The organism is Bacteroidota bacterium (assembly GCA_016713925.1).
GTDB lineage: Bacteria > Bacteroidota > Bacteroidia > AKYH767-A > OLB10 > JAJTFW01.
The window spans coordinates 45,103-64,347 of the sequence record JADJOH010000008.1 but is presented as its reverse complement, the minus strand read 5'-3'; the positions used below and the strand labels follow the sequence as shown (position 1 = coordinate 64,347).

Genomic DNA, 19,245 nt, shown 5'->3' with positions numbered 1-19,245 from the left:
CTACTTCATCATGAATACTACCGTGAACTTCCCCACTTACTTCAAAGTTACTATCATTCTTATTGGTTTATCGCTGGTATTCGTTATTCTATCTATTGGTAAGAGTATAATGCTACCAATAGTTTTCTCCATTCTAATAGCCATACTCGTCAATCCTGCAGTGAACTTCCTTGTAAAAAAGGGAGTTCATCGTACGCTTTCCATTGCTATCATATTAACAGCGACCTTGCTTCTGGTTATTACTGCTATTTCTATCATTACTTCTCAGGCTACACTGCTCATTGAAGCATGGCCCACTCTTGAAGGCAAATTCCGGGAATTGCTAAATGAAGTTATCAAATGGCTTTCGGAAACTTTCAATCTAAGTCCTCAAAAATCAAATTCACTTATTGATAATGCGAAATCAGAATTAATGAAGAATGGCAGTGGTGCCATTGGTTCCACGCTGACCGGTATGGGGAATATACTTGCTATGATCTTCCTGCTACCGGTATATGTCTTCATGATACTTTACTACCAGCCACATATAATTACCTTCCTCCACAAACTATTTGGCGCAAGCAATAATATCGAAGTCAGGTCTGTACTTTCCGAAACAAAAACCATTATACAAAGTTATTTAGTAGGACTCTTTGCTGAAATTGGTATCGTTGCGGTTTTAAATTCGCTGGGATTATTCATTTTGGGTATCAATTATGCTTTACTACTTGGGACTTTAGGAGCGATTCTAAATGTAATTCCCTACCTCGGTGGGTTAATAAGTGTAGCCATATTTGTTATCATCGCGCTTGCGACCAAATCTTCCATCTATGCGCTCTACGTTATGGCCATGTACACCATCATTCAATTCATTGATAACAATTACCTCGTACCGCGCATTGTTGGATCAAAAGTAAAACTCAATGCACTGGCCTCCCTGATCGTAATTTTTATTGGGGCAGCTTTGTGGGGACTTGCGGGAATGTTTCTCTCCATTCCCATCCTCGCTACGCTTAAAATAATATTTGATCATATCGATTCATTACACCCCTGGGGATTTCTTATTGGAAATATGGCTTCGGAAGAACCTAACAAGAAAGGTATTCGTCATCGCATTCTTTCGTTTAAATACAAGCTCAAAAGGGATACGAATAATTAATCGGAGAAAATACATTCAATACATTAGTTGTTCAAATAATTCACAGCCAAAATGAAAATTAACAAATCGGCAGAAACAGTAAAAGGTTATGCCAAAGCCAATTCTGTAAAGCTGAGTGAAAAAGCTTTGGAGAAAAAAGACAGCCGCGAACAATATACTAAAAGATACAGGCAACGTAACGCTTTTTATTCTCCAAATTATCAGAGAGACTTTTTCCCCGCCCTTTGAATTTAAAGAATTCCTGCGGCAATGCTATCAGATCGGGAATAAATCACTTCCACTTATCTCCATCACCGGCACCATCATGGGACTTGTTCTCACGATACAATCACGACCTGTTTTGGTAGACTTCGGTGCGGTCACAATGCTTCCGGGCATGGTTGCAGTTTCACTCATTCGTGAGATGGGGCCTGTAATTACGGCATTGATCTGCGCCGGAAAAATTGGTTCCGGAATGGGTGCAGAATTGGGCTCTATGAAAGTTACCGAACAAATAGATGCTATGGAAGTATCTTCTGCGAATCCTATGAAATATTTATTAGTCACCCGGATACTGGCAGCTACGTTGATGATTCCCTTGCTTATTCTTTACGCCGATCTGCTCGGTATACTTGGCAGTTGGGTGGGTGCAAATATAAAAGGAGATGTTACGCTTGTTTTGTTTATGTCGCAAGCTTTCAGTTCTGTTGAGTTTATTGATTTCATTCCTGCCGTCATCAAATCTTTCTTCTTCGGAGCGGTTATTGGGTTAGTAGGTTGCTATAAGGGGTACAATGCCGGCAGAGGAACCGAGAGTGTAGGTTTAGCTGCGAACTCCGCCGTTGTCCTTTCCTCACTTCTGGTAATAATAGTAGATATGATTGCAGTACAGATAACCGATATGCTGATATGAACGATGAACAAACATTCATAAAAGAAACAAGTGGGATTGAATCCGCTACGGGTAAAACGGTGATAGAAATCAAGTCATTGACCAAATCCTTCGGAAGTCAGGCAGTGCTTAAAGATTTATCGCTGGAACTCTTTGAAGGAGAAAATCTGGTTGTTCTGGGCAAATCGGGCTCGGGAAAATCAGTTCTGATCAAATGTATAGTAGGCCTTCTTCATGCTGATAGCGGAAGTATAAATGTATTTGGGAAGGATACGCTTACCATGAATCGAAAAGAACTGGCTGATATAAGAGCAAAAATAGGTTTCCTGTTTCAGAGCGGAGCTTTATACGACTCCATGACCGTTAGACAAAATCTGGAATTCCCCTTGCGAAGAATTAAAAAAGAGCTCGATGATAAAGAAGTTGCCTTGAAAGTAAATGAAGTACTCGAAAATGTTGGATTAGTAGATGCTTTGAACAAGATGCCCTCCCAGTTATCCGGTGGTATGCGCAAAAGAATCAGCCTTGCCCGTACCATCATTGTAGATCCCTTGATCATGCTTTACGATGAACCTACTACGGGATTAGACCCGGTAACATCTGACGAAATCAGCGAACTGATCATGGATGTACAAAAGAAATATAAAACCTCTTCCATCATCATCACACACGATATAAAATGCGCCAGGGCAACCGGCAATCGTGTGCTTATGCTGAATGATGGAATAGTATATGCGACCGGATCGATTGATGAATTTGAGAAATCTACGGATCCCATGATTCAATCCTTCTTTAAAAATTAAATAAAGTATTCTTAACCACACTATACAAAACATACATCATGAATGATACTTATTCAGATAAATTTAAATTCCGACTTGGATTATTTATTGCAGGCGGGCTGGCGTTATTTGTCCTGGCCATCTTCATCATAGGGAAGCAACGTAATCTTTTTAATCCCGTCTTTAAACTTAGCTCTACTTTCTACAATGTGAGCGGGCTTCAGGTCGGCAATAACATACGCTTCTCCGGAATCAATGTAGGAACTGTAGATAATATCAGCATTATCAACGACTCCACCGTGAAAGTAGATATGATCATAAAAAAGGAAGTCATGCCGTTCATTAAATCGGATTGTGAGGTAGCCATTGGTTCGGAAGGTTTGATAGGAGACCGGATTCTAGTCATCTCTCAGGGAGGTGCCGATTCTCCTTTGGCGAAAGATGGTGAAGAGCTCCTTTCTTCGGAGCCGGTTGAAACAGATGCGATCATGGCCAGTTTGCAAATTACTGCGGGCAATGCTGAAATTATCTCCGAACAGCTTGCAGAAATCATGATTAAAATTAACAGTGGAGAAGGAACGCTTGGGAAATTAATTCAGGACTCGACTATTGCAGAGAACCTGAATCAAACCATGAAAAATCTTAAAAACAGTTCGAAGGGGCTTGATGAAAATATGAAAGCTGCGAAAAGCAATATACTTTTGAAAGGATATTTCAATAAAAAGGAGAAGGCCGCTGCCAAGCAAAAAAGGGAAGCGGAGGAAAAGTTGAAAAAAGCGGCTGAGGAAAAGGAGAAGAAGAAATAAAGGAGAACGTCTCGTCATTCTTAATTCGTCTGCGACGATTTATTTCTGACGAGACCAGGGGATCGCTTCACTGGGGTGAAAGTCGCGGGGATTGTAGAGCAGGTGAGAATTTGGTTGAAAGAGGAAATGTAGATCGGAATACGAACCCCAAAGGGGTTCAACGTACTCAACTCCGGGTGCAACCCGGAGTTACAGATAACCTATCACCCAACCCCAACGGGGTTGAATATGGAAGTAACATGCTCAGAAAAATCAGACTAAGCAACGGATATTTAGACGGATATAGTAGAAGAAAATATTTAAATTGTAACTAGTATAAAATAAAATATAAAAATGGAACAACAACATACAAGCGGGACGGATATAAGCGTTGAAATCAATGATTCTGTATATTGCTACAACGACATGGGGATCGGTACAGTTCCTGTGATTTTCATTCATGGTTTTCCTTTTGATAAATCATCCTGGCAACCTCAAATGGATTTTTTAAAGACTACACACCGTGTTATCAGTTATGACATCCGTGGGTTTGGAAGATCTACAGGGCCAATGGAATCGGTAAGCATGGGTTTATTTGCTGATGATTTAATTGCCTTTATGGATAAACTCCGGATTGTAAAAGTCATCCTTTGCGGGCTGTCGATGGGTGGATATATTGCATTAAACGCCATACAACGCTTTCCGGATCGGTTTGAAGCTGTTGTTTTATGTGATACGCAATGCAATGCAGACACCCCTGAGGCGATTGAAAACAGGAACCAGACCATCTCCAAAATAATCAGCGGCGGTAAAAACACATGGGCGGGTGAGTTTATAAAAAAATGCTTTCATCCTGAAACTATGAATAAAAACCAAAGTCTGGTAGCAAGCCAACAGGAAATTATTATTTCAACTACGACTTCATCACTTACAGAAACTTTACGTGCACTTGCCGAACGCACCGAAACCTGTTCAACGTTGCAGGAAATCAATATCCCCTGTATGATCATTAACGGTGCTGATGATCTCATCATCTCATCGGCAAAGGCTGAATATCTCAAAGACAATATTCGCCTATCCACTTTACATTATATTGATACAGCCGGTCATCTTTCGAATCTCGATCAACCGGATACATTTAACCATCTTTTACTTGATTTTCTTAATAGTTTGAATGTAAACCCATCCATTGATGTGACGAATGAAAACCAAACGTCCCTTGACCGAAAATAATTTTCTCATCTTGTTCAAATTCAAATAATGCAACCATGGAAATGTAGATATTTAATGCTCTTCCTTACCAGCTTATTTTCTCAAGTTCACGTATGTATGACGGTGAATGCCATAACGGCTGATGCATTCTTTCCAACCCGGGATCAAACCGCGCATGCTCCTATGTATAACTCTGCATTCTCAAATTCGATCCATTCATCTTCCACCTCATCACTCCTGCTTCATCCCGTAGATTCACCGGAAAATGAATCGGTTTATATCATCCAAAACAGACTTACTCCCTTTGAGGGTAAAATCATCCGGCATATTCTGATCGAGTCTTTGGATCCCTTTGGATACATTATCGCCGATACCGGTATTGCCAATTCAAATCTACTCACAAGGGCAGGCAACAGGCTGCATTCCAGGTCTAAGGAACTTACCATTCAGCATCTTCTCTTGATCCGACCAAATGATGTGTTCGATTCATTACTGGTGAAAGAGTCGGAGCGTTTAGTACGAAGGAATGGATATGTAATTGATGTTAGATTTTATACTTCATTCACTTCAGCAAATTCAGATTCAGTAGATATCATCGTTCGTTTAATTGACAAATGGACAATAATTCCAAAACTGGCATTTACTGATAACTATTCCAACTACCGGTTAACAGAAACCAACCTTTTTGGCCTGGGTCAGGAAATACAAGGCTCCTATTCCATATCTAAAATAAACAGTCACCATTACTTTTATGCAAAATACCATAATCCTAATATTTACAACACGTATATAAGAACAACATTGCAATATGGTAGCGATGAATTTCAAAATTTTATAAAGAGTATTTCTGTAGATCGTACTTTCTATTCATCATTTACCAGATGGGCAGGAGGAATTACTTTTTCACAACAACTTCGAAAAGATACTTTTCAAACCATCGATTCTTTAATTATTTCCCGGCAATATAAATTTACAACACAAGATTATTGGATAGGAAAAGGCACCCCTATTTTAAGAGGAAGATCTCAAAATGCCCGTAGCACTTTACTCATCACATCACTTCGCTATCTAAATATTAACTACACTTCACCTCCACCTGAAGCTGAAGATTCACTTTTTCAATTTACTGACTCGCATTTCTATATGGGAAGCATTGGTATTACTACCAGAAAATATATTCAGGATAAATACATTTTTAATTATGGCTTAAGAGAAGATGTTCCTGTCGGACGGGCTATAAACCTTACTGCCGGCTATCTGGAAAAGAATAAAACCGGAAATGTTTATATAGGAAGCAGTATCTCCCATGGGAATTATTACAAGTGGGGGTATCTGAGTTCAGGAATTGCATTCGGTACATTTCTACAACGGTCAAAAGTCAGTCAGGGTTTACTAGCGGCTGGAATCACTTACTTTACTCCACTATTAGAAATCAGAAAATGGCGTTTCCGACAATTTGTAAAACCGACGATCACTATAGGGATTAAACGCAATCCGGGTGAAGCGCTTTCGATTAATGATGGCTTTGGATTAGATGGCTTCACGAACTCTGAACTGACGGGAGAAAGTCGGATATTGCTCAAGCTTCAATCGCAGTCCTATGCGCCCTGGAATGTGCTTGGATTCCGTTTTGGCCCCTATCTTATTGGATCACTGGGCATGCTGAGCAATGCGCATACGGACTTTGCGCGCAGTAAAGTATATTCACAACTAGGGGTTGGAATGCTAATCAAAAATGAAAACTTAGTTTTGAATACATTTCAATTATCCATTTCCTTCTACACATTTATCAACAACAATGAACAAAATTCAATCCAGTTCAATTCACTAAAAACAACCGATTTCGATTTTCGGGTTTTTGAACTTGGGAAACCTGAGGCATTGGAATACCGGTAAATAAAAATAAATGTGGAGTACTAATTGAACTTATATGGAATAGCAGTGCTAATTAAACAGCCAGATAGCCACCATCAATTTCCAGTGCCGTACCTGTCATAAACGAGCTATCATCAGAAGCCAGAAATAGAAAGCCCTTAGCAATTTCCTCTGACTTTCCTAAACGTTTCATCGGGTGCTTATCCACGATCATTTGTTTAATGGTGGCATCACTATCAATACCGGCCTTTGTCAAAAGTGGAGTTTCAATAAATCCCGGACAAATCGCATTGACTCGAATACCTTCTGTTGCATACTCTAGCGCTGCAGTTTGGGTAAGTCCGAGGACGGCGTGCTTGGCAGCGGTATAATGAGACGATCCGGCAAAGCCGACTTTACCTAAAATGGAAGACATATTAATGATTACACCTTTCTTATGCCTTACCATTATTTCCAATTCGTGTTTAATACAATTAAAAACACCATTCAGATTCACTCCAATTACTTTTAACCAGGCTTCTTCCGACAACTCCCCTACTCTACCTGCTTCGCCCCCAATACCGGCATTATTCAAAGCTATATCGAGCGTTCCAAATATGGAAATTGTTTTTTGTACGGCTTCATGGACTTGTTTAAAAACAGCAACATCACATTCCACAAAAATGGCTTTTGAATTTATTTTTTTCAAAACTTCCATTGTTGACTCCATTTCTCCGCCCTTCAAATCAGCAATAACAACATTAGCTCCTTCCTCTGCAGCATGGAGCGCACAGGCTTTTCCAATACCCGACAAACCACCTGTTATAAACACCGTCTTTCCGTCTAACTTACCCATAATATTTTGAACAATTTAAATGATAATTAAGAATTAATATTAAAATAGTTTATACACTATCCATCACGGAATAAAATTATTGCGTTATAAGGTTAACGTTATAACAACTAAAAGATAAGTACGTGTCTACAAAATTCCATTCCCCTCAACGGTAACCTGACAAAACTTAACCTGCACCATTCAAAGTGGTATTCACTGTCATTGCATCATTGGAGTCAGACTTTTTAGTAAACAACTGTTTAAAGAAACTCTTCGTTCCGTTTTTGATCGTTACAGGATTTTTTGCTACCATATTTGACACAGCAAGTTGTAAAAGGATCCCCAGAACCTTCTTAATGGGATTATGTGATCCTCCTATGAATAATTTCTTTGAAACCATTCCACTGGCAAATCCAATAACATTATCCAATAAATTTTCCTTTATATCCGGTGAGGAAACTACTTCAGCGATCGTACTTTTTATTATGGAAAGTGGCTTCAGACTATCGTAGGTCAAATGAAATTGTTGCCTCAACGCTAATAATTCAGCAGTCTGGCGTTCTTCAACCAAACTGATCAACTGATCCAAATCCTCCTTCTCAATTTTAACTGACATGATCTTTATTTTAAAAAACTATTAATAACAGCATTAGCAACCGGCAAACCAATCCACTGCTTCCGAAAGAGAAATAATAATGTAATAATGATGGCATACACTCCGGCCACAATAAAAAATCCCAGGAACAAATCACCCATCAGTTGACCCAACCATATCGCCACTCCACAACTGAGCATTATTGAAAACAAGACAACAAAAACGGAAATCACCACTGCGGCCACCATGTAGGATGTCGCATCTGCTGATTTACTTATGGCCCTTAATTTAAATAGCTCCAGGGTCGTTTTGGTATAGTCTTCTGCTCTTTCAAACAGCAATTCTATAGGAGTGTCATTGTTATTCATGATGATTATTTATCAATAGCTTTAATAAATACTTTTCTGCCATCCGGCAAATCAGCTATTGGCATTATAAACGTCTTTTTTCACTTCATTGAATTTTGACTTCCCTTTGGAAACCATATCTTCAGCATTGTGCTTAACGTTTTCATACTTACGGGTAACATTATCAATAAATTCATCATAATCTTCCCTCAAAGCATCCGTAAAATCTTCTCCTTTATCGAGAATTTTTCTCCGTGTTCTTGAACCTTTGTCCGGTGCAAATAAAATACCCAATAATGCTCCGGCTGCCACTCCTGTGAGCACTCCTAAAAGAACTTTTCCTGCTTTCATCTTGATTTCTATTTTAAATTATTTAAATTATTTACAACGTATCCGTTAGGCGATAAATTCTTTTGGCACAATCAATCGCTAATGATTACAACTAAAGATGGTATTCTTTAATTAAACAGGTTTCTTTCCTGAAATAATTCTCAGCAAAATCACAACAGCTGCAATGACCAATAAAATGTGAATAAGTCCGCCGGCACTATAACCGATCACACCAATTAACCAACCGATAACCAGCAATACTGCAATAATATAAAGTAAGTTTCCCATGATTTTTATTTTTAAGTTTTAAATGATTTCCGAATTTGAACGAAGATTCATATTTTGAATTAAGAACTAGAGCAATAAAATCAACAAAAGAATAATGATAATGATAGCTCCTACAGAAAGATAAATCCCTTTATTGTCGTTATCCTTAATATCTTTTTTAATAACTCTCAATTCCTTTCTCAGTGATTTCCTTTCATCGGAACTCAACTTTGATTTATCCATTGCCTTGATTTCATTTACTCTGGCAACGGATGCAGCGAGACGTGCAGCTTCCACGTTCTTAGTAGTAGTAACAGGCGCGTTTTCTGCTTTTGTTCCGGCAGTTAACTGCATCGTAGTGCTCGATAGGAGCATCAATACGGATAGAATTCCAGTAGTAAGCTTTTTCATAATAAGATATCTGATTAAGATCAATTTTACTATGCAAAGGTGGGATGAAAACAATAAATTTTAATTACACAATTGTAAAAATAATTTATAATATTCCCACATTTTCTTTAGCAGTACGCTTCTTGTTTTTTAAAGCTTTGAAAAAAGAAGGTGTTAATCCGGTAATTTTTTTAAATTGATTAGAAAGGTGAGCCACACTGCTATAATGAAGTTTAAAAGCGATTTCTGTCAGATTCAATTCATCGTAAATGATCAATTCTTTCACCCGCTCAATCTTATGATTCATGATATATTGCTCGATGGTAACACCCTCCGTTTCTGAGAACAGATTAGCAAGATAGGTATAGTCATATCCTAATTTTTCGCTCAGATAATCTGAAAAATTAACTTTGGGGAATTCATCGGAATAATGGACCATCTCCACGATTACATTCTTGATTTTTTCAATCAACATCGCCTTCTTATCTTCCATCAGTTCAAGGCCTGATCTATGCAAGGCAATTTTGATTTGCTCCAGCTTTTCATGTGAAACATCTTCTAAAATATCGGCTTCTCCCAATTTAACATTCACATTACGGAAACCAAGTTTCTGTAGCTCGTCCTTTACAATCATCTTGCAACGGATACTCACCATGTATTTAATATATAACTTCAAGTTTTCTTTTTAGATATTCGTTACACTTATCTTATTTGAGCGTTCATTCCATTTTTCAGCAATAAACAAGATGGACAACTGTTCATATAAGAACTAATGTACAGGAACAAACCTATCACAAATTTGCAATATGTTCTAAAGATAGACAAAAAATATCTAAGTTTTAAAGAATATCGACAGCTTTTAAGAATAAATGTAATAAATCCCGATATATCATGAGAAAAATGCTCAAACAGGACTTAATTTAGTTTTGCCGTAAATAATCAAGAGAATTATAACCTCATGATCCTCTCTATTCTACTTCTTCTCCCTTTCATTTGGAGGAGTTGTAGATTTAGGAGGAGCAACGGTTCCGGTACCGGAAGGCTTCTTTGAAGGTTTCACAGGAACAACTTTTGGCTGCACTTTTACGGGTGTCTTTGATTTATTATCCGGTTGTACTTTTGATGGAGTAGCCGGCTTCACTCCCGGTTGTACTTTTGACGGCGTAGACGGCTTCACGGTTCCTTTTGCAGGTGGTGCAGGTTTCACGGTTGGCTTTTGCCTATCCTCTTTCGCTGGAGCAACCCCGGGCTTCGCGATACCTGTGGGCTTCACGATAGCCGGATTCTTATCAACAGCAATGGCATGACTTGGAAAATTCGGCTTGCTGTCAGGTCTTGGTGAAGGCTTTGGATTCTCATACGTTTTCCGGTAAACGCCCTGAGATTTGTAATTCATCACCACACCCGAATGCCTTCTGCTGGTCCTGTAACCTGCGTAGTAACGATCAAAATGATGATGAGGGGCACGCCAATACCACCAGCCATGCCAATGATGATGATAATACCAGTGACCATAATAGACATCCCAATAATAGGGGCGCCATGGCCTCCAATATCCGGGATAATAGCCCCAATGCCATGGAGAATTCCATTGCACATACACGGGACCGTAGATAAAACCAATTATTACCCATGAAGAGGGCGGAGGACAATAGTCAGGACGACTTGCGTAACCATAATTCTCAGTATTGTAATAGTAATTATTGGTAGTATTGATAGTAGTGCCGTCTCCCGTGTATCCCGGATTGCCTGTAGCCCTGCTGCGTTGATCTGCGGCGGGCTCCAGGATATAATCCTTGCCATAGAGATCTTCATCGCCTACAAGCTGAATCTGCACATCCTCACCTTTCTTCTCTACAAATATCACTGCCACATCCTGCGACTCCGTTTCATTGATATCCACCTGTAAAATGATCGAATGTAAAGTACCTTCCTGCTTATCCAATACTTTAATGTAGTCGATCTGATTATCGTTATTCAGATCGAGATTATTAATTTTACTGGTGTCCGCATTAAGTACAGCCTCAAAATCTTCCAAAGTAGGTGAACGTTGAAAGACGTCCAATACAGCGGCGAGATTCAGATTATCACCGGGGAGATTGAGTTTTTCAGTAGCATCATCTGTTTGAGCATTGCCTGAAAAAGCCGAAAAAAAAGCAATGAACAGTAATACAATGAATTTAATATTTCGTGTAGTCATGGAGGGAATTTATAGCTTTAGGAGTAGAAAAGCCTTCAATAGTTTAATACGAGGCATTTCGCATATGTAAATTTAAATAAAAATATTATCGTATTTATTGATAATTATCATACATTCTATATCAAATTGAAAAAGAGCCGTACAATGCTGTTACGGCTCTTTTCCTCTTCATTCCCCTTCAGGAGTGCTTTATTTTGCATTTCATGATGCTCCTGTTATTGCCCATTATTGCTTATTCCGTACTTCTCCTTAATTTAAACTTTTGGGAGATTCTTTTCGGTAGGGCACTCCATTAGACAGCGACTATACCATTATTTTGGCGGATTGAACGTTTCTTTATTTTTCGACACACCATCCTTTAATTCGGTCAGGGCTATACCCTGCTTGGGGGACAAAAAGAAAGGCATACCCTTATGTAAGCATGCCCTGATTAAAAATTTGTAAGTAGTCTCGGTCAATCCGGAACTTCAGTATTCAATATTTTCTATAATTAAAATTAATTCCATCTTCCAGTTCATCAATAGTATTATAAAAGTCCACATTCAACTCCACCTGTGATTCAACAGGCCAACGATTGTCGCAATAAAATTTAAAGGGACGATTTGAAAAAGTGAAAACCTGAATGTTCGCTTTGTTCACCACACAATTATTGGTTATACCTGTAGCCAGGCTGGGCAGGACATAATCAAAGGTTGAGGTGAAAGGAAAAGCTATTTTTTGTTTTAGGTCTTCCTTTGTGGGTAATTTAATACTTCCAGTCACCATATTTCCAGTAAATCGATTGGTGAAAGGAATCTTAGCATCGGCAGTTCCAATATTTGCTATCGGCAACACATACGTTCCCATTGAAATTTCCATCAATTCAATTTGGCCTAATGTTGGATCACTACCCATACTTTTTGTTACCAGGCGAGATGAGTTAGAACCTAAATTAAGGTTCGTGAGCTGGTGGCCCAGGTCATTGGTATTATTTTGATCCACAGCCAATGCCTTATAAATATTTCCAAGCGCATCGGTTACGGTAACATTTTCAAATTTAAAGGTGGTTCCTCTTGTAACATTTTCAAGTTTTGCAGGAACAATATCCGGCAACTTCTCACCCGCAAAGACAGAACTTAAATTTGTGTTCGGGGCAACATTACTCAAATTACCAATTTTGGCAGACACATGAAGACTTTGAAATTTTCTGAATGGTTCATCCACATTTCCATCAATAAACTTAAACAACAGATTGTGCAGATCCAGTAAATTACATTCATTGCGCGAGTCATTTTCGTAGGCCTTTATCTGCATTTTGAATGTGTTACCCGGCGATAAAAAGAAACCATTGCAAGCAGAAATAAAAGGGTTAGCAAACGAGTTACTTGTTAAATATTTCATTTTCATTATTCCACCACCGGTTAGTGTACTTATAAAATCCCCTCCGGTATAATAAATCATGCATCCTTGAATATTAGCAACTGTAAAAGTGAGTGTATAGGTTACATTTTTTCTCAGATAGAGTGTCGACCCTTCGCGCACAGGCTGAGGATCAATAGATACATTCGTAATGACCGGTTTTGCCACTGCTTCAAATGCTATGTTCTCCCCTGACATAAATCCGGAATTTACCTCTACCAGATATCGGAAACGAATCACGAACGTATTTCCCTCCTTAAATTGATTGTCTAAAGTGAGGGTAAAAGTTGTCCGGCCTTTTCCTCCAACCACGCTTTTGACCTTATTGGAAATAGAAACATTTTTAGCATCCGTGACACCATCGGATTGCTTCAGTTCCATTCTATCCCAGGTATCCATCCAGTCACCTATCACAATGATCTTATAATTATTGCCGGCCTGCACCGGTAATTTATTGCCAAAATTGTTATTGTTCCAGTTGCCATTCGTAGCCTTAAAGGTAACATCACCGGTAGCTCCATAAAGCGGCCGGGGATAATTCGTGTTACCATTTACTTCATCGATGATAATTTCCTCGATAGCTGCTGAGACTTGTCCATTCACAAATAATGCGAAGACGACAATTTGAAGAAGGTATTTCATTTTCTTATTTGAGATGCTGCAAATGTATTACGGTGAATAATGGACGATCTACCCAAATTCGGGGAGAAGCAAAAACTATTTATCAAAAGAACAGATGAAAAACTTAATCCTATCTATAAAACGAGGAAAATAATTTCAAGTAAAACGAATGATTCACGGTCAAGTTCTTACAGAAAACCGGATTTATTCTAGGGAACAAGTTTCTGATTAATCGCTATGGCCACCGCTTCAGTCATGCTGGCCACATGCAATTTTTCATAGATATTCTTCATATGCGAACGCACTGTTTCATAGGTAATATTGCAGTTATCGGCGATCATTTTATAACTCATTCCATTCACCAGACATCCCAGAACTTCCTTCTCCCGGGCTGTAAGATTATAATCGATCGCAACAGCAGCCTTTTTTTCAACATCCTTCTCTTTCTGTAAAAACCCTAATACGCGTCGGGCGACGCTGGGACTCATCGGACTTCCTCCCTGGTAAACATCCACAATAAACTCCAGAATTCTTGCCGGTGGGGTATTTTTTAAGATATATCCGGAAGCTCCGGCGCAGATGGCTTCAAAAACATTTTCATCGCTTTCAAATGCTGTTTGCATCAGCACATTTATTCGTGGAAAAAGCTGTTTCACTATTTTTACGGCTTCGATTCCATTGATTCCCGGCATCTCAATATCCATGAGAATAACATCGGGTTGGCTTTTCTCAATTTTACTTTCAAGATCGGTGCAGTCCAGAAAAGTACCCCCAATCTGAAAGCCGGGGCTTCCATCAATCAAAACGGACAGAGAATCCAGTAATTTCTTATTATCATCAAATATAGAGACGCGGATAGCCATAGTTATGTGTTTTTGGGGAAATACCCTTATTCCATTATTAATTCAATACAAAACTACACCGTTCAACTATTGGTTACATCCCCTAATTCGGGGAGGAGGATAAGTACCGGAATGTAGAATTAAGTCAAGGGCAGGACAAATTCGAGGGTAGTGCCTTCCTTGGAACTCCGGATGTCGAGCTTTCCCTTGAGTTGGTCAGTACGTAACCTAATATTATTTAAACCATTTCCTCCGTTGTGTATTGAACCGTTACTTTTTCCATTTTCACTCATCCCGGGAACCGAAAATCCGACGCCGTTATCGGCAATACTCATCTTTATTTTTCCATTCATCAAATTCACCGAAACGTTCACTTGATTTGCATTCGAATACTTCGCCGCATTGTTAATGGCTTCTTTAAAAATGAGGAAGAGGTGCTGACGCGTTTCCATGTTGAAATCCATTTCTCTTAACGTGTCATCACAGGTGAAGTTCAATTGAATGTTTTTAGAGGATAAAAGAAAAGAGGCAAATGACTCCATTCGGCTAAATACCACTTCTCCCCGGTCGTTTGCAGGATTGATACTCCAGACAATATCGCTCAGGTTCGTGATGGTTTCCCTGGCATTATCACCGATTTTATGAACCAATTCCATTACACGTTCAGGTTCATTGTGGATCAATTTATTTTTAATGGCTTCGCTATAGATACTAATACTGCTAAGGGTACTGCCCACATCATCGTGTAAATCGGCACTGATGTTTTTACGTTGATTGATTAATGTTTGTTGATGTTCCAGTTGTTTTCTCAATTTAAACCGATTAAACATTAATGCACCTACCAACAGTAATGCAAACGATCCTGCAATAGTTACATCCCGCATTTTTTTCTCCTCTGCATGATTTCTATCCTTTAATTCCTGCGTTTTTTTAGCAAGTTCCAACTCATCCGATTTTGCTTTGGCTTTAAGCATTTCCGCTTCCAGATCGTGACGTGAGCCGGCTAACTGTAATTCGCCGATTGCATTTGACTTAGACAATAATTCCAATTCCTTCTCATTTCGTTCCTCCCGAAGTTTAGCCACCAGCAATGCAGATAGTTGCTCTTTCATTTGGAGTTGTTGAAGGCTTCGCTCCCTGCTCAACAAAACAATTTCATCGTTCTTCTTTCCCGTCTCATATTTCACTTTTAACTGATCGATTTCTTTAGCTTTAATTGCATTTGACAATGAGTCCTTTAAAAGATGTTGCAATTTTAAGTTAGCAAGGCCTTTCTCCATGTGCACTACCCTTATTGAATCTGAAATACCTCTTTCAGAAGCCATCTTGAAGTACAGCTCTGCCAAATACATGTAAGCATCTTTCAAATACTTGGGAACACCCACCTCTATTAAAGTTGCTATACTGTTAGTTAAATAAGTTTCAGCATCTGCATATTCCTTCAATTTCGTACACACCCGTCCCATAGTGGTACTTGCTTTTGCCAAACTTGTTTTGGCCCCCTTTTTCTCTTGTAATCCAATGGCGGAAATTAGAATTGATTTTGCATCTTTAAAATACTGATTTGCTTCTGCATCCTTATTCTCATTCAACAATGAATCGGCAATGGTTAGATACGTCATTCCCATATTATCATAATTTCTGGCAAGAAAATCCTCATTCCCGATCTCCAGATTAATTTGCACTGCTTTCTTGAAACACTCCAGCGCGATGTCATATTTTCCAATATTTCTATAAACACTTCCTAAATTATTTAGTGCAACGGCCTTACTTCTTTATTCCCTGTGAGGTTGCAAATACTAATTGATTTTTTATAATTTTCAATGGCATCATCAAAATAATTGAGATCTGTGCTAATCAATCCAATGTTGTTATAGGAAGCAGGTAAAGTAGTGGAATCGTTTAATTCCATTTTTATATTGAGTGCTTTATAATGATACTTTAGTGCCTCCGAATACTCTCCCTGAAGATTATACAAATTACCGAGATTATTATAAGTAGAGGCTAATAATAATTTATTATCCAGCCCTTTCTTAATCTCTATTGCGGCCATATAGCTTTGTTCAGATTCAGGGTAGTTGCCAAGCTTTTCTTCTGCCTGGCCAAGAATATCATACGCCGTTGCCATTCCTCTTTGATAATTCAGTTTTTTGGAAAGTACGAGGGATTGTTGAGCAGTCTTCTTTGATTCACTATAGTCATTAATTTTATAAAATAGTTGCCCAAGACTATTATACTTATTTACCTTTATGGAATCATCTTGTAAAAAAGATAGTTCGTATTTTAAGGAGTCGACTTTTGATGTGGACTGCGCTAAAATACTTTTTGAACTAAAAATAAAAATAATGATAAAAATAAATGGCTCTTTGAAACTTCTCTTTTTCACAAGATTTCTATTCATACCCTTCATTTTGCCGCCAATTAATTGATATAAGAATAAAATACCGGGAACTGCTGATTTCTTGTATTTCATCCTGACTTATTCAAACAATTCGATTACCATCCAATTTTAATCAAATATACTAATTATCAGGTCTACCTTCAAAATTCAAATAAGAAGGGATAAACCCCTCCGGAAAGTCAATCCGCCATAAAATTTTTAAATGCTTTCACCTTCAATACGGTTACCCCTCTCCATCCTCCTTCTTCAAAAACACAAACCAGTACACCCCACCCACCAGTCCTGCGCCGCCGATAATATTCCCAATGGTAACCGGAAGGAGATTGTGGAGTAGAAAATTGTGCAGGGTAAGGGACTCGAACAATTCCGGCGATGAATTCACCAGTGACCAAAAGCCCGGCTCGCCAAAATTTTTGAGTAGTATTCCCAGCGGGACAAAGTACATATTCGCGATACTGTGTTCAAAGCCGGCAGCAACAAACGCGGTTACCGGAAACAAGATCGCCATAATCTTTCCGGTCACATCCTTTGCGCTGAAGCAGAGCCAAACGGCCAGGCAAACAAGAATATTACAAAGTATTCCCAGCGCAATCGCATTGATAAAATGAAGCTCGCATTTCGCCTTAGCAATTTTAAGCATATTCAAGCCTACAGCCCCATCTCCGGCCAAAAAATGACCGGATAAAAGTATCAATACTACCATGGACAATGCACCAAATAAATTTCCGAAATACACCAACAACCAATTCCGTAACACTTGCTTTGAACTCACCTTTCTGTTCGCCCAGGCCATGATGATCAAACTATTCCCGGTAAACAATTCCGCACCCCCCAGAATCACCAATATCAAACCCAAACTAAAGACCAGTCCTCCTAATAACTTCGCAACACCATAAGGCAAACCTGTACCTGCAGTCACTACTGTAGAAAACATAGCACCCAGGGCGATGAAGGCTCCGGCAAGAATAGCTAGCATCAGCGTTTTGGTTGTACTCATACCTGCTTTTGCAACACCCACTTCTTCGGCCTTTTGGGCCATCTCGGGTGGTAACAATAAATCAAGTTCCTTTTCCATCAACAGATTGCTATTACATATAATTTTCACTCCACGGGATCACTCCAATTCAAAACGCGATCATAGTGGTAAAACAATTTGCATTTTATGAATTTCCTTCCACATACTTCTTGAAATTATCCAGAATCGCCTGCCATCCGCTTCGCTGCAATTCGATGGAATTTATGTCTTCTGCTACAAACGTCTCCGTGATTTTGATAGCATCCCCTTGCTTCAGGAAGTCGATGTCAACCGTTCTTTCATCTCCGAGAATATAGCTGATCTTTTCAAATGGAGCGACCATTGTATACTGCCCTTCAAAATCGAAACTCACGGAGCCATCCACGGCTGCCATAGTCGTTTTAAAGTTACCGTCAGTTCTCAGATCATTCTCCGCCGCAGGGGCATGCCAGTCATCAGAAGCATGATACCAGTTGACGATATGCTCCGGTGCTGTCCACATCTGCCAAACTTTTTCCATGGGGGCATTCACCAGAGTATCGACCGTTATTTTTGTTTTCATAGAAGCAAATATAATTTAGAAATACATACACACCATTGTCTGTTAAAAAACTCTCGATAGCATATGTCTGACCAAAACTCCCAATAAATTATTCAGGGACCACTTTCTTATACAATACATTTTTGAACTCATCCTGCAAGACTAAATAAACAGTAATGCTAATCAATGCGGCAAAATAACACCATACTGAAATTAAATAATCAGGGAAGAACAGGAAGGTAACAGCAAAAGAAATAAACAATAATGAACCGATCGCACTTCTCTTCTTTTTACTTGCAATAAAAGGCGGCATCACTGTAGCAATAAAATAAACGAATTGGATAAATAATGATGGGTATTCCGGAAAAGACAGCGTATACTGCATATGACCTGAAATCACATTTGAGTGAACGGGAAAACGAAGCAGGCAAAACAACAAATAAAGTGAGGATAAACATCCTGCATAGAGCAACCCTTTCAAAATTTTCTTATGATTGCTATTTTGCTCTTCTTTATAAAAAGCGAAGGGCACCCAGAAAGGCCAAATCACTTGTGCAAAAAACAAAAAAGAATAGGTAAAAGGCATCTCCCAATCGGAATAGGAGTGATTTGTATGTGCCATCCATAAAAAACCTTCTAAAAATTGTTGGATAGAAAAAATAAACGGAATCATTGCCAATGGACGCTGATCAGTGTGATGTATTACACGAAGCGATGCGGCTCCTGCTACCGCCAGCACTGACCCGGCAATGAAGCTGGCCGTAGATGAAAAACACATAGACGTCCTCCTTTTTTAAACTCTGTTCTGTTTGCATTTATCG

Annotated in this window: 21 protein-coding genes; 6 read left to right on the top strand and 15 right to left on the bottom strand. The window is 38.9% G+C overall.

All coding sequences use genetic code 11. The features are described 5' to 3' along the window. The first annotated feature begins 10 nt into the window (after window positions 1-10). The 6 genes from IPJ86_14730 (at window position 11) to IPJ86_14705 (ending at window position 6,684) form a co-directional block, all read left to right on the top strand. Complete coding sequence (locus IPJ86_14730) at window positions 11-1,138, top strand: AI-2E family transporter (protein ID MBK7888478.1); 1,128 nt, start codon at window positions 11-13, stop codon at window positions 1,136-1,138. A 154-nt stretch (window positions 1,139-1,292) separates the two neighbouring features. After that, entirely contained in the window at window positions 1,293-2,030 is a 738-nt protein-coding gene (locus tag IPJ86_14725) for an ABC transporter permease (GenBank protein MBK7888477.1), read from the top strand. Continuing rightward, window positions 2,027-2,812: an ATP-binding cassette domain-containing protein gene (locus tag IPJ86_14720; GenBank protein ID MBK7888476.1), complete on the top strand. Its 786-nt coding sequence runs from the start codon at window positions 2,027-2,029 to the stop codon at window positions 2,810-2,812. Before IPJ86_14725 ends, IPJ86_14720 begins: the two co-directional genes overlap by 4 nt. 38 nt (window positions 2,813-2,850) lie before the next feature. Beyond that, complete coding sequence (locus tag IPJ86_14715) at window positions 2,851-3,597, top strand: MCE family protein (protein ID MBK7888475.1); 747 nt, start codon at window positions 2,851-2,853, stop codon at window positions 3,595-3,597. Between the two features lie 333 nt (window positions 3,598-3,930). Then, complete coding sequence (locus IPJ86_14710) at window positions 3,931-4,809, top strand: alpha/beta hydrolase (GenBank protein MBK7888474.1); 879 nt, start codon at window positions 3,931-3,933, stop codon at window positions 4,807-4,809. A gap of 96 nt (window positions 4,810-4,905) precedes the next feature. Further along, window positions 4,906-6,684: a hypothetical protein gene (locus IPJ86_14705; protein ID MBK7888473.1), complete on the top strand. Its 1,779-nt coding sequence runs from the start codon at window positions 4,906-4,908 to the stop codon at window positions 6,682-6,684. A 52-nt stretch (window positions 6,685-6,736) separates the two neighbouring features. Here the strand turns inward: IPJ86_14705 and IPJ86_14700 are convergent, their stop codons facing one another. The 15 genes from IPJ86_14700 to IPJ86_14630 form a co-directional block, all read right to left on the bottom strand. Further along, window positions 6,737-7,498 carry an SDR family oxidoreductase gene (locus IPJ86_14700; protein MBK7888472.1) on the bottom strand — a complete coding sequence of 254 codons (762 nt, stop codon included), beginning with the start codon at window positions 7,496-7,498 and terminating at the stop codon, window positions 6,737-6,739. A gap of 166 nt (window positions 7,499-7,664) precedes the next feature. After that, a complete protein-coding gene (locus IPJ86_14695) occupies window positions 7,665-8,093 on the bottom strand; it encodes a hypothetical protein (protein ID MBK7888471.1) in 429 nt (142 codons plus the stop codon). A 5-nt stretch (window positions 8,094-8,098) separates the two neighbouring features. Next, window positions 8,099-8,440 (bottom strand): hypothetical protein, encoded by a 342-nt coding sequence (locus IPJ86_14690; protein MBK7888470.1) that lies wholly within the window; start codon window positions 8,438-8,440, stop codon window positions 8,099-8,101. Window positions 8,441-8,491: 51 nt separating this feature from the next. Beyond that, window positions 8,492-8,770, bottom strand: coding sequence for a YtxH domain-containing protein (locus tag IPJ86_14685; GenBank protein MBK7888469.1), 279 nt, complete (start codon window positions 8,768-8,770; stop codon window positions 8,492-8,494). 111 nt (window positions 8,771-8,881) lie between these two features. Beyond that, entirely contained in the window at window positions 8,882-9,037 is a 156-nt protein-coding gene (locus IPJ86_14680; protein ID MBK7888468.1) for a lmo0937 family membrane protein, read from the bottom strand. A 66-nt stretch (window positions 9,038-9,103) separates the two neighbouring features. Beyond that, on the bottom strand, window positions 9,104-9,427 hold the full coding sequence (locus tag IPJ86_14675; protein ID MBK7888467.1) for a hypothetical protein: 324 nt from the start codon (window positions 9,425-9,427) through the stop codon (window positions 9,104-9,106). An 85-nt stretch (window positions 9,428-9,512) separates the two neighbouring features. Beyond that, window positions 9,513-10,082, bottom strand: coding sequence for a helix-turn-helix transcriptional regulator (locus IPJ86_14670; protein ID MBK7888466.1), 570 nt, complete (start codon window positions 10,080-10,082; stop codon window positions 9,513-9,515). 297 nt (window positions 10,083-10,379) lie between these two features. Continuing rightward, complete coding sequence (locus IPJ86_14665) at window positions 10,380-11,606, bottom strand: hypothetical protein (GenBank protein ID MBK7888465.1); 1,227 nt, start codon at window positions 11,604-11,606, stop codon at window positions 10,380-10,382. Between the two features lie 474 nt (window positions 11,607-12,080). After that, on the bottom strand, window positions 12,081-13,646 hold the full coding sequence (locus IPJ86_14660) for a hypothetical protein (protein MBK7888464.1): 1,566 nt from the start codon (window positions 13,644-13,646) through the stop codon (window positions 12,081-12,083). 188 nt (window positions 13,647-13,834) lie between these two features. Then, window positions 13,835-14,488 (bottom strand): response regulator transcription factor, encoded by a 654-nt coding sequence (locus IPJ86_14655; GenBank protein MBK7888463.1) that lies wholly within the window; start codon window positions 14,486-14,488, stop codon window positions 13,835-13,837. A gap of 119 nt (window positions 14,489-14,607) precedes the next feature. Next, on the bottom strand, window positions 14,608-16,152 hold the full coding sequence (locus IPJ86_14650; protein ID MBK7888462.1) for a hypothetical protein: 1,545 nt from the start codon (window positions 16,150-16,152) through the stop codon (window positions 14,608-14,610). A gap of 68 nt (window positions 16,153-16,220) precedes the next feature. After that, a complete protein-coding gene (locus IPJ86_14645) occupies window positions 16,221-16,940 on the bottom strand; it encodes a tetratricopeptide repeat protein (GenBank protein MBK7888461.1) in 720 nt (239 codons plus the stop codon). Between the two features lie 151 nt (window positions 16,941-17,091). Next, the gene (focA, locus tag IPJ86_14640) at window positions 17,092-17,943 is read right to left on the bottom strand and encodes a formate transporter FocA (GenBank protein MBK7888460.1); all 852 of its coding nucleotides are present in this window, start codon (window positions 17,941-17,943) and stop codon (window positions 17,092-17,094) included. Between the two features lie 85 nt (window positions 17,944-18,028). Continuing rightward, complete coding sequence (locus IPJ86_14635; protein MBK7888459.1) at window positions 18,029-18,445, bottom strand: SRPBCC domain-containing protein; 417 nt, start codon at window positions 18,443-18,445, stop codon at window positions 18,029-18,031. Between the two features lie 88 nt (window positions 18,446-18,533). Next, window positions 18,534-19,202: a hypothetical protein gene (locus IPJ86_14630; protein MBK7888458.1), complete on the bottom strand. Its 669-nt coding sequence runs from the start codon at window positions 19,200-19,202 to the stop codon at window positions 18,534-18,536. Between the last annotated feature and the right edge of the window lie 43 nt (window positions 19,203-19,245).

Bases quoted from the DNA above. Each gene is read 5' to 3' on its own strand.
- focA (MBK7888460.1), bottom strand. From the start codon at position 17,943: ATGGAAAAGGAACTTGATTTATTGTTACCACCCGAGATGGCCCAAAAG.
- IPJ86_14635 (MBK7888459.1), bottom strand. From the start codon at position 18,445: ATGAAAACAAAAATAACGGTCGATACTCTGGTGAATGCCCCCATGGAA.
- IPJ86_14645 (MBK7888461.1), bottom strand. From the start codon at position 16,940: ATGAAATACAAGAAATCAGCAGTTCCCGGTATTTTATTCTTATATCAA.
- IPJ86_14680 (MBK7888468.1), bottom strand. From the start codon at position 9,037: ATGGGAAACTTACTTTATATTATTGCAGTATTGCTGGTTATCGGTTGG.
- IPJ86_14720 (MBK7888476.1), top strand. From the start codon at position 2,027: ATGAACGATGAACAAACATTCATAAAAGAAACAAGTGGGATTGAATCC.
- IPJ86_14690 (MBK7888470.1), bottom strand. From the start codon at position 8,440: ATGAATAACAATGACACTCCTATAGAATTGCTGTTTGAAAGAGCAGAA.
- IPJ86_14665 (MBK7888465.1), bottom strand. From the start codon at position 11,606: ATGACTACACGAAATATTAAATTCATTGTATTACTGTTCATTGCTTTT.
- IPJ86_14700 (MBK7888472.1), bottom strand. From the start codon at position 7,498: ATGGGTAAGTTAGACGGAAAGACGGTGTTTATAACAGGTGGTTTGTCG.
- IPJ86_14705 (MBK7888473.1), top strand. From the start codon at position 4,906: ATGACGGTGAATGCCATAACGGCTGATGCATTCTTTCCAACCCGGGAT.
- IPJ86_14630 (MBK7888458.1), bottom strand. From the start codon at position 19,202: ATGTGTTTTTCATCTACGGCCAGCTTCATTGCCGGGTCAGTGCTGGCG.
- IPJ86_14695 (MBK7888471.1), bottom strand. From the start codon at position 8,093: ATGTCAGTTAAAATTGAGAAGGAGGATTTGGATCAGTTGATCAGTTTG.
- IPJ86_14655 (MBK7888463.1), bottom strand. From the start codon at position 14,488: ATGGCTATCCGCGTCTCTATATTTGATGATAATAAGAAATTACTGGAT.
- IPJ86_14710 (MBK7888474.1), top strand. From the start codon at position 3,931: ATGGAACAACAACATACAAGCGGGACGGATATAAGCGTTGAAATCAAT.
- IPJ86_14660 (MBK7888464.1), bottom strand. From the start codon at position 13,646: ATGAAATACCTTCTTCAAATTGTCGTCTTCGCATTATTTGTGAATGGA.
- IPJ86_14675 (MBK7888467.1), bottom strand. From the start codon at position 9,427: ATGAAAAAGCTTACTACTGGAATTCTATCCGTATTGATGCTCCTATCG.
- IPJ86_14715 (MBK7888475.1), top strand. From the start codon at position 2,851: ATGAATGATACTTATTCAGATAAATTTAAATTCCGACTTGGATTATTT.
- IPJ86_14730 (MBK7888478.1), top strand. From the start codon at position 11: ATGAATACTACCGTGAACTTCCCCACTTACTTCAAAGTTACTATCATT.
- IPJ86_14685 (MBK7888469.1), bottom strand. From the start codon at position 8,770: ATGAAAGCAGGAAAAGTTCTTTTAGGAGTGCTCACAGGAGTGGCAGCC.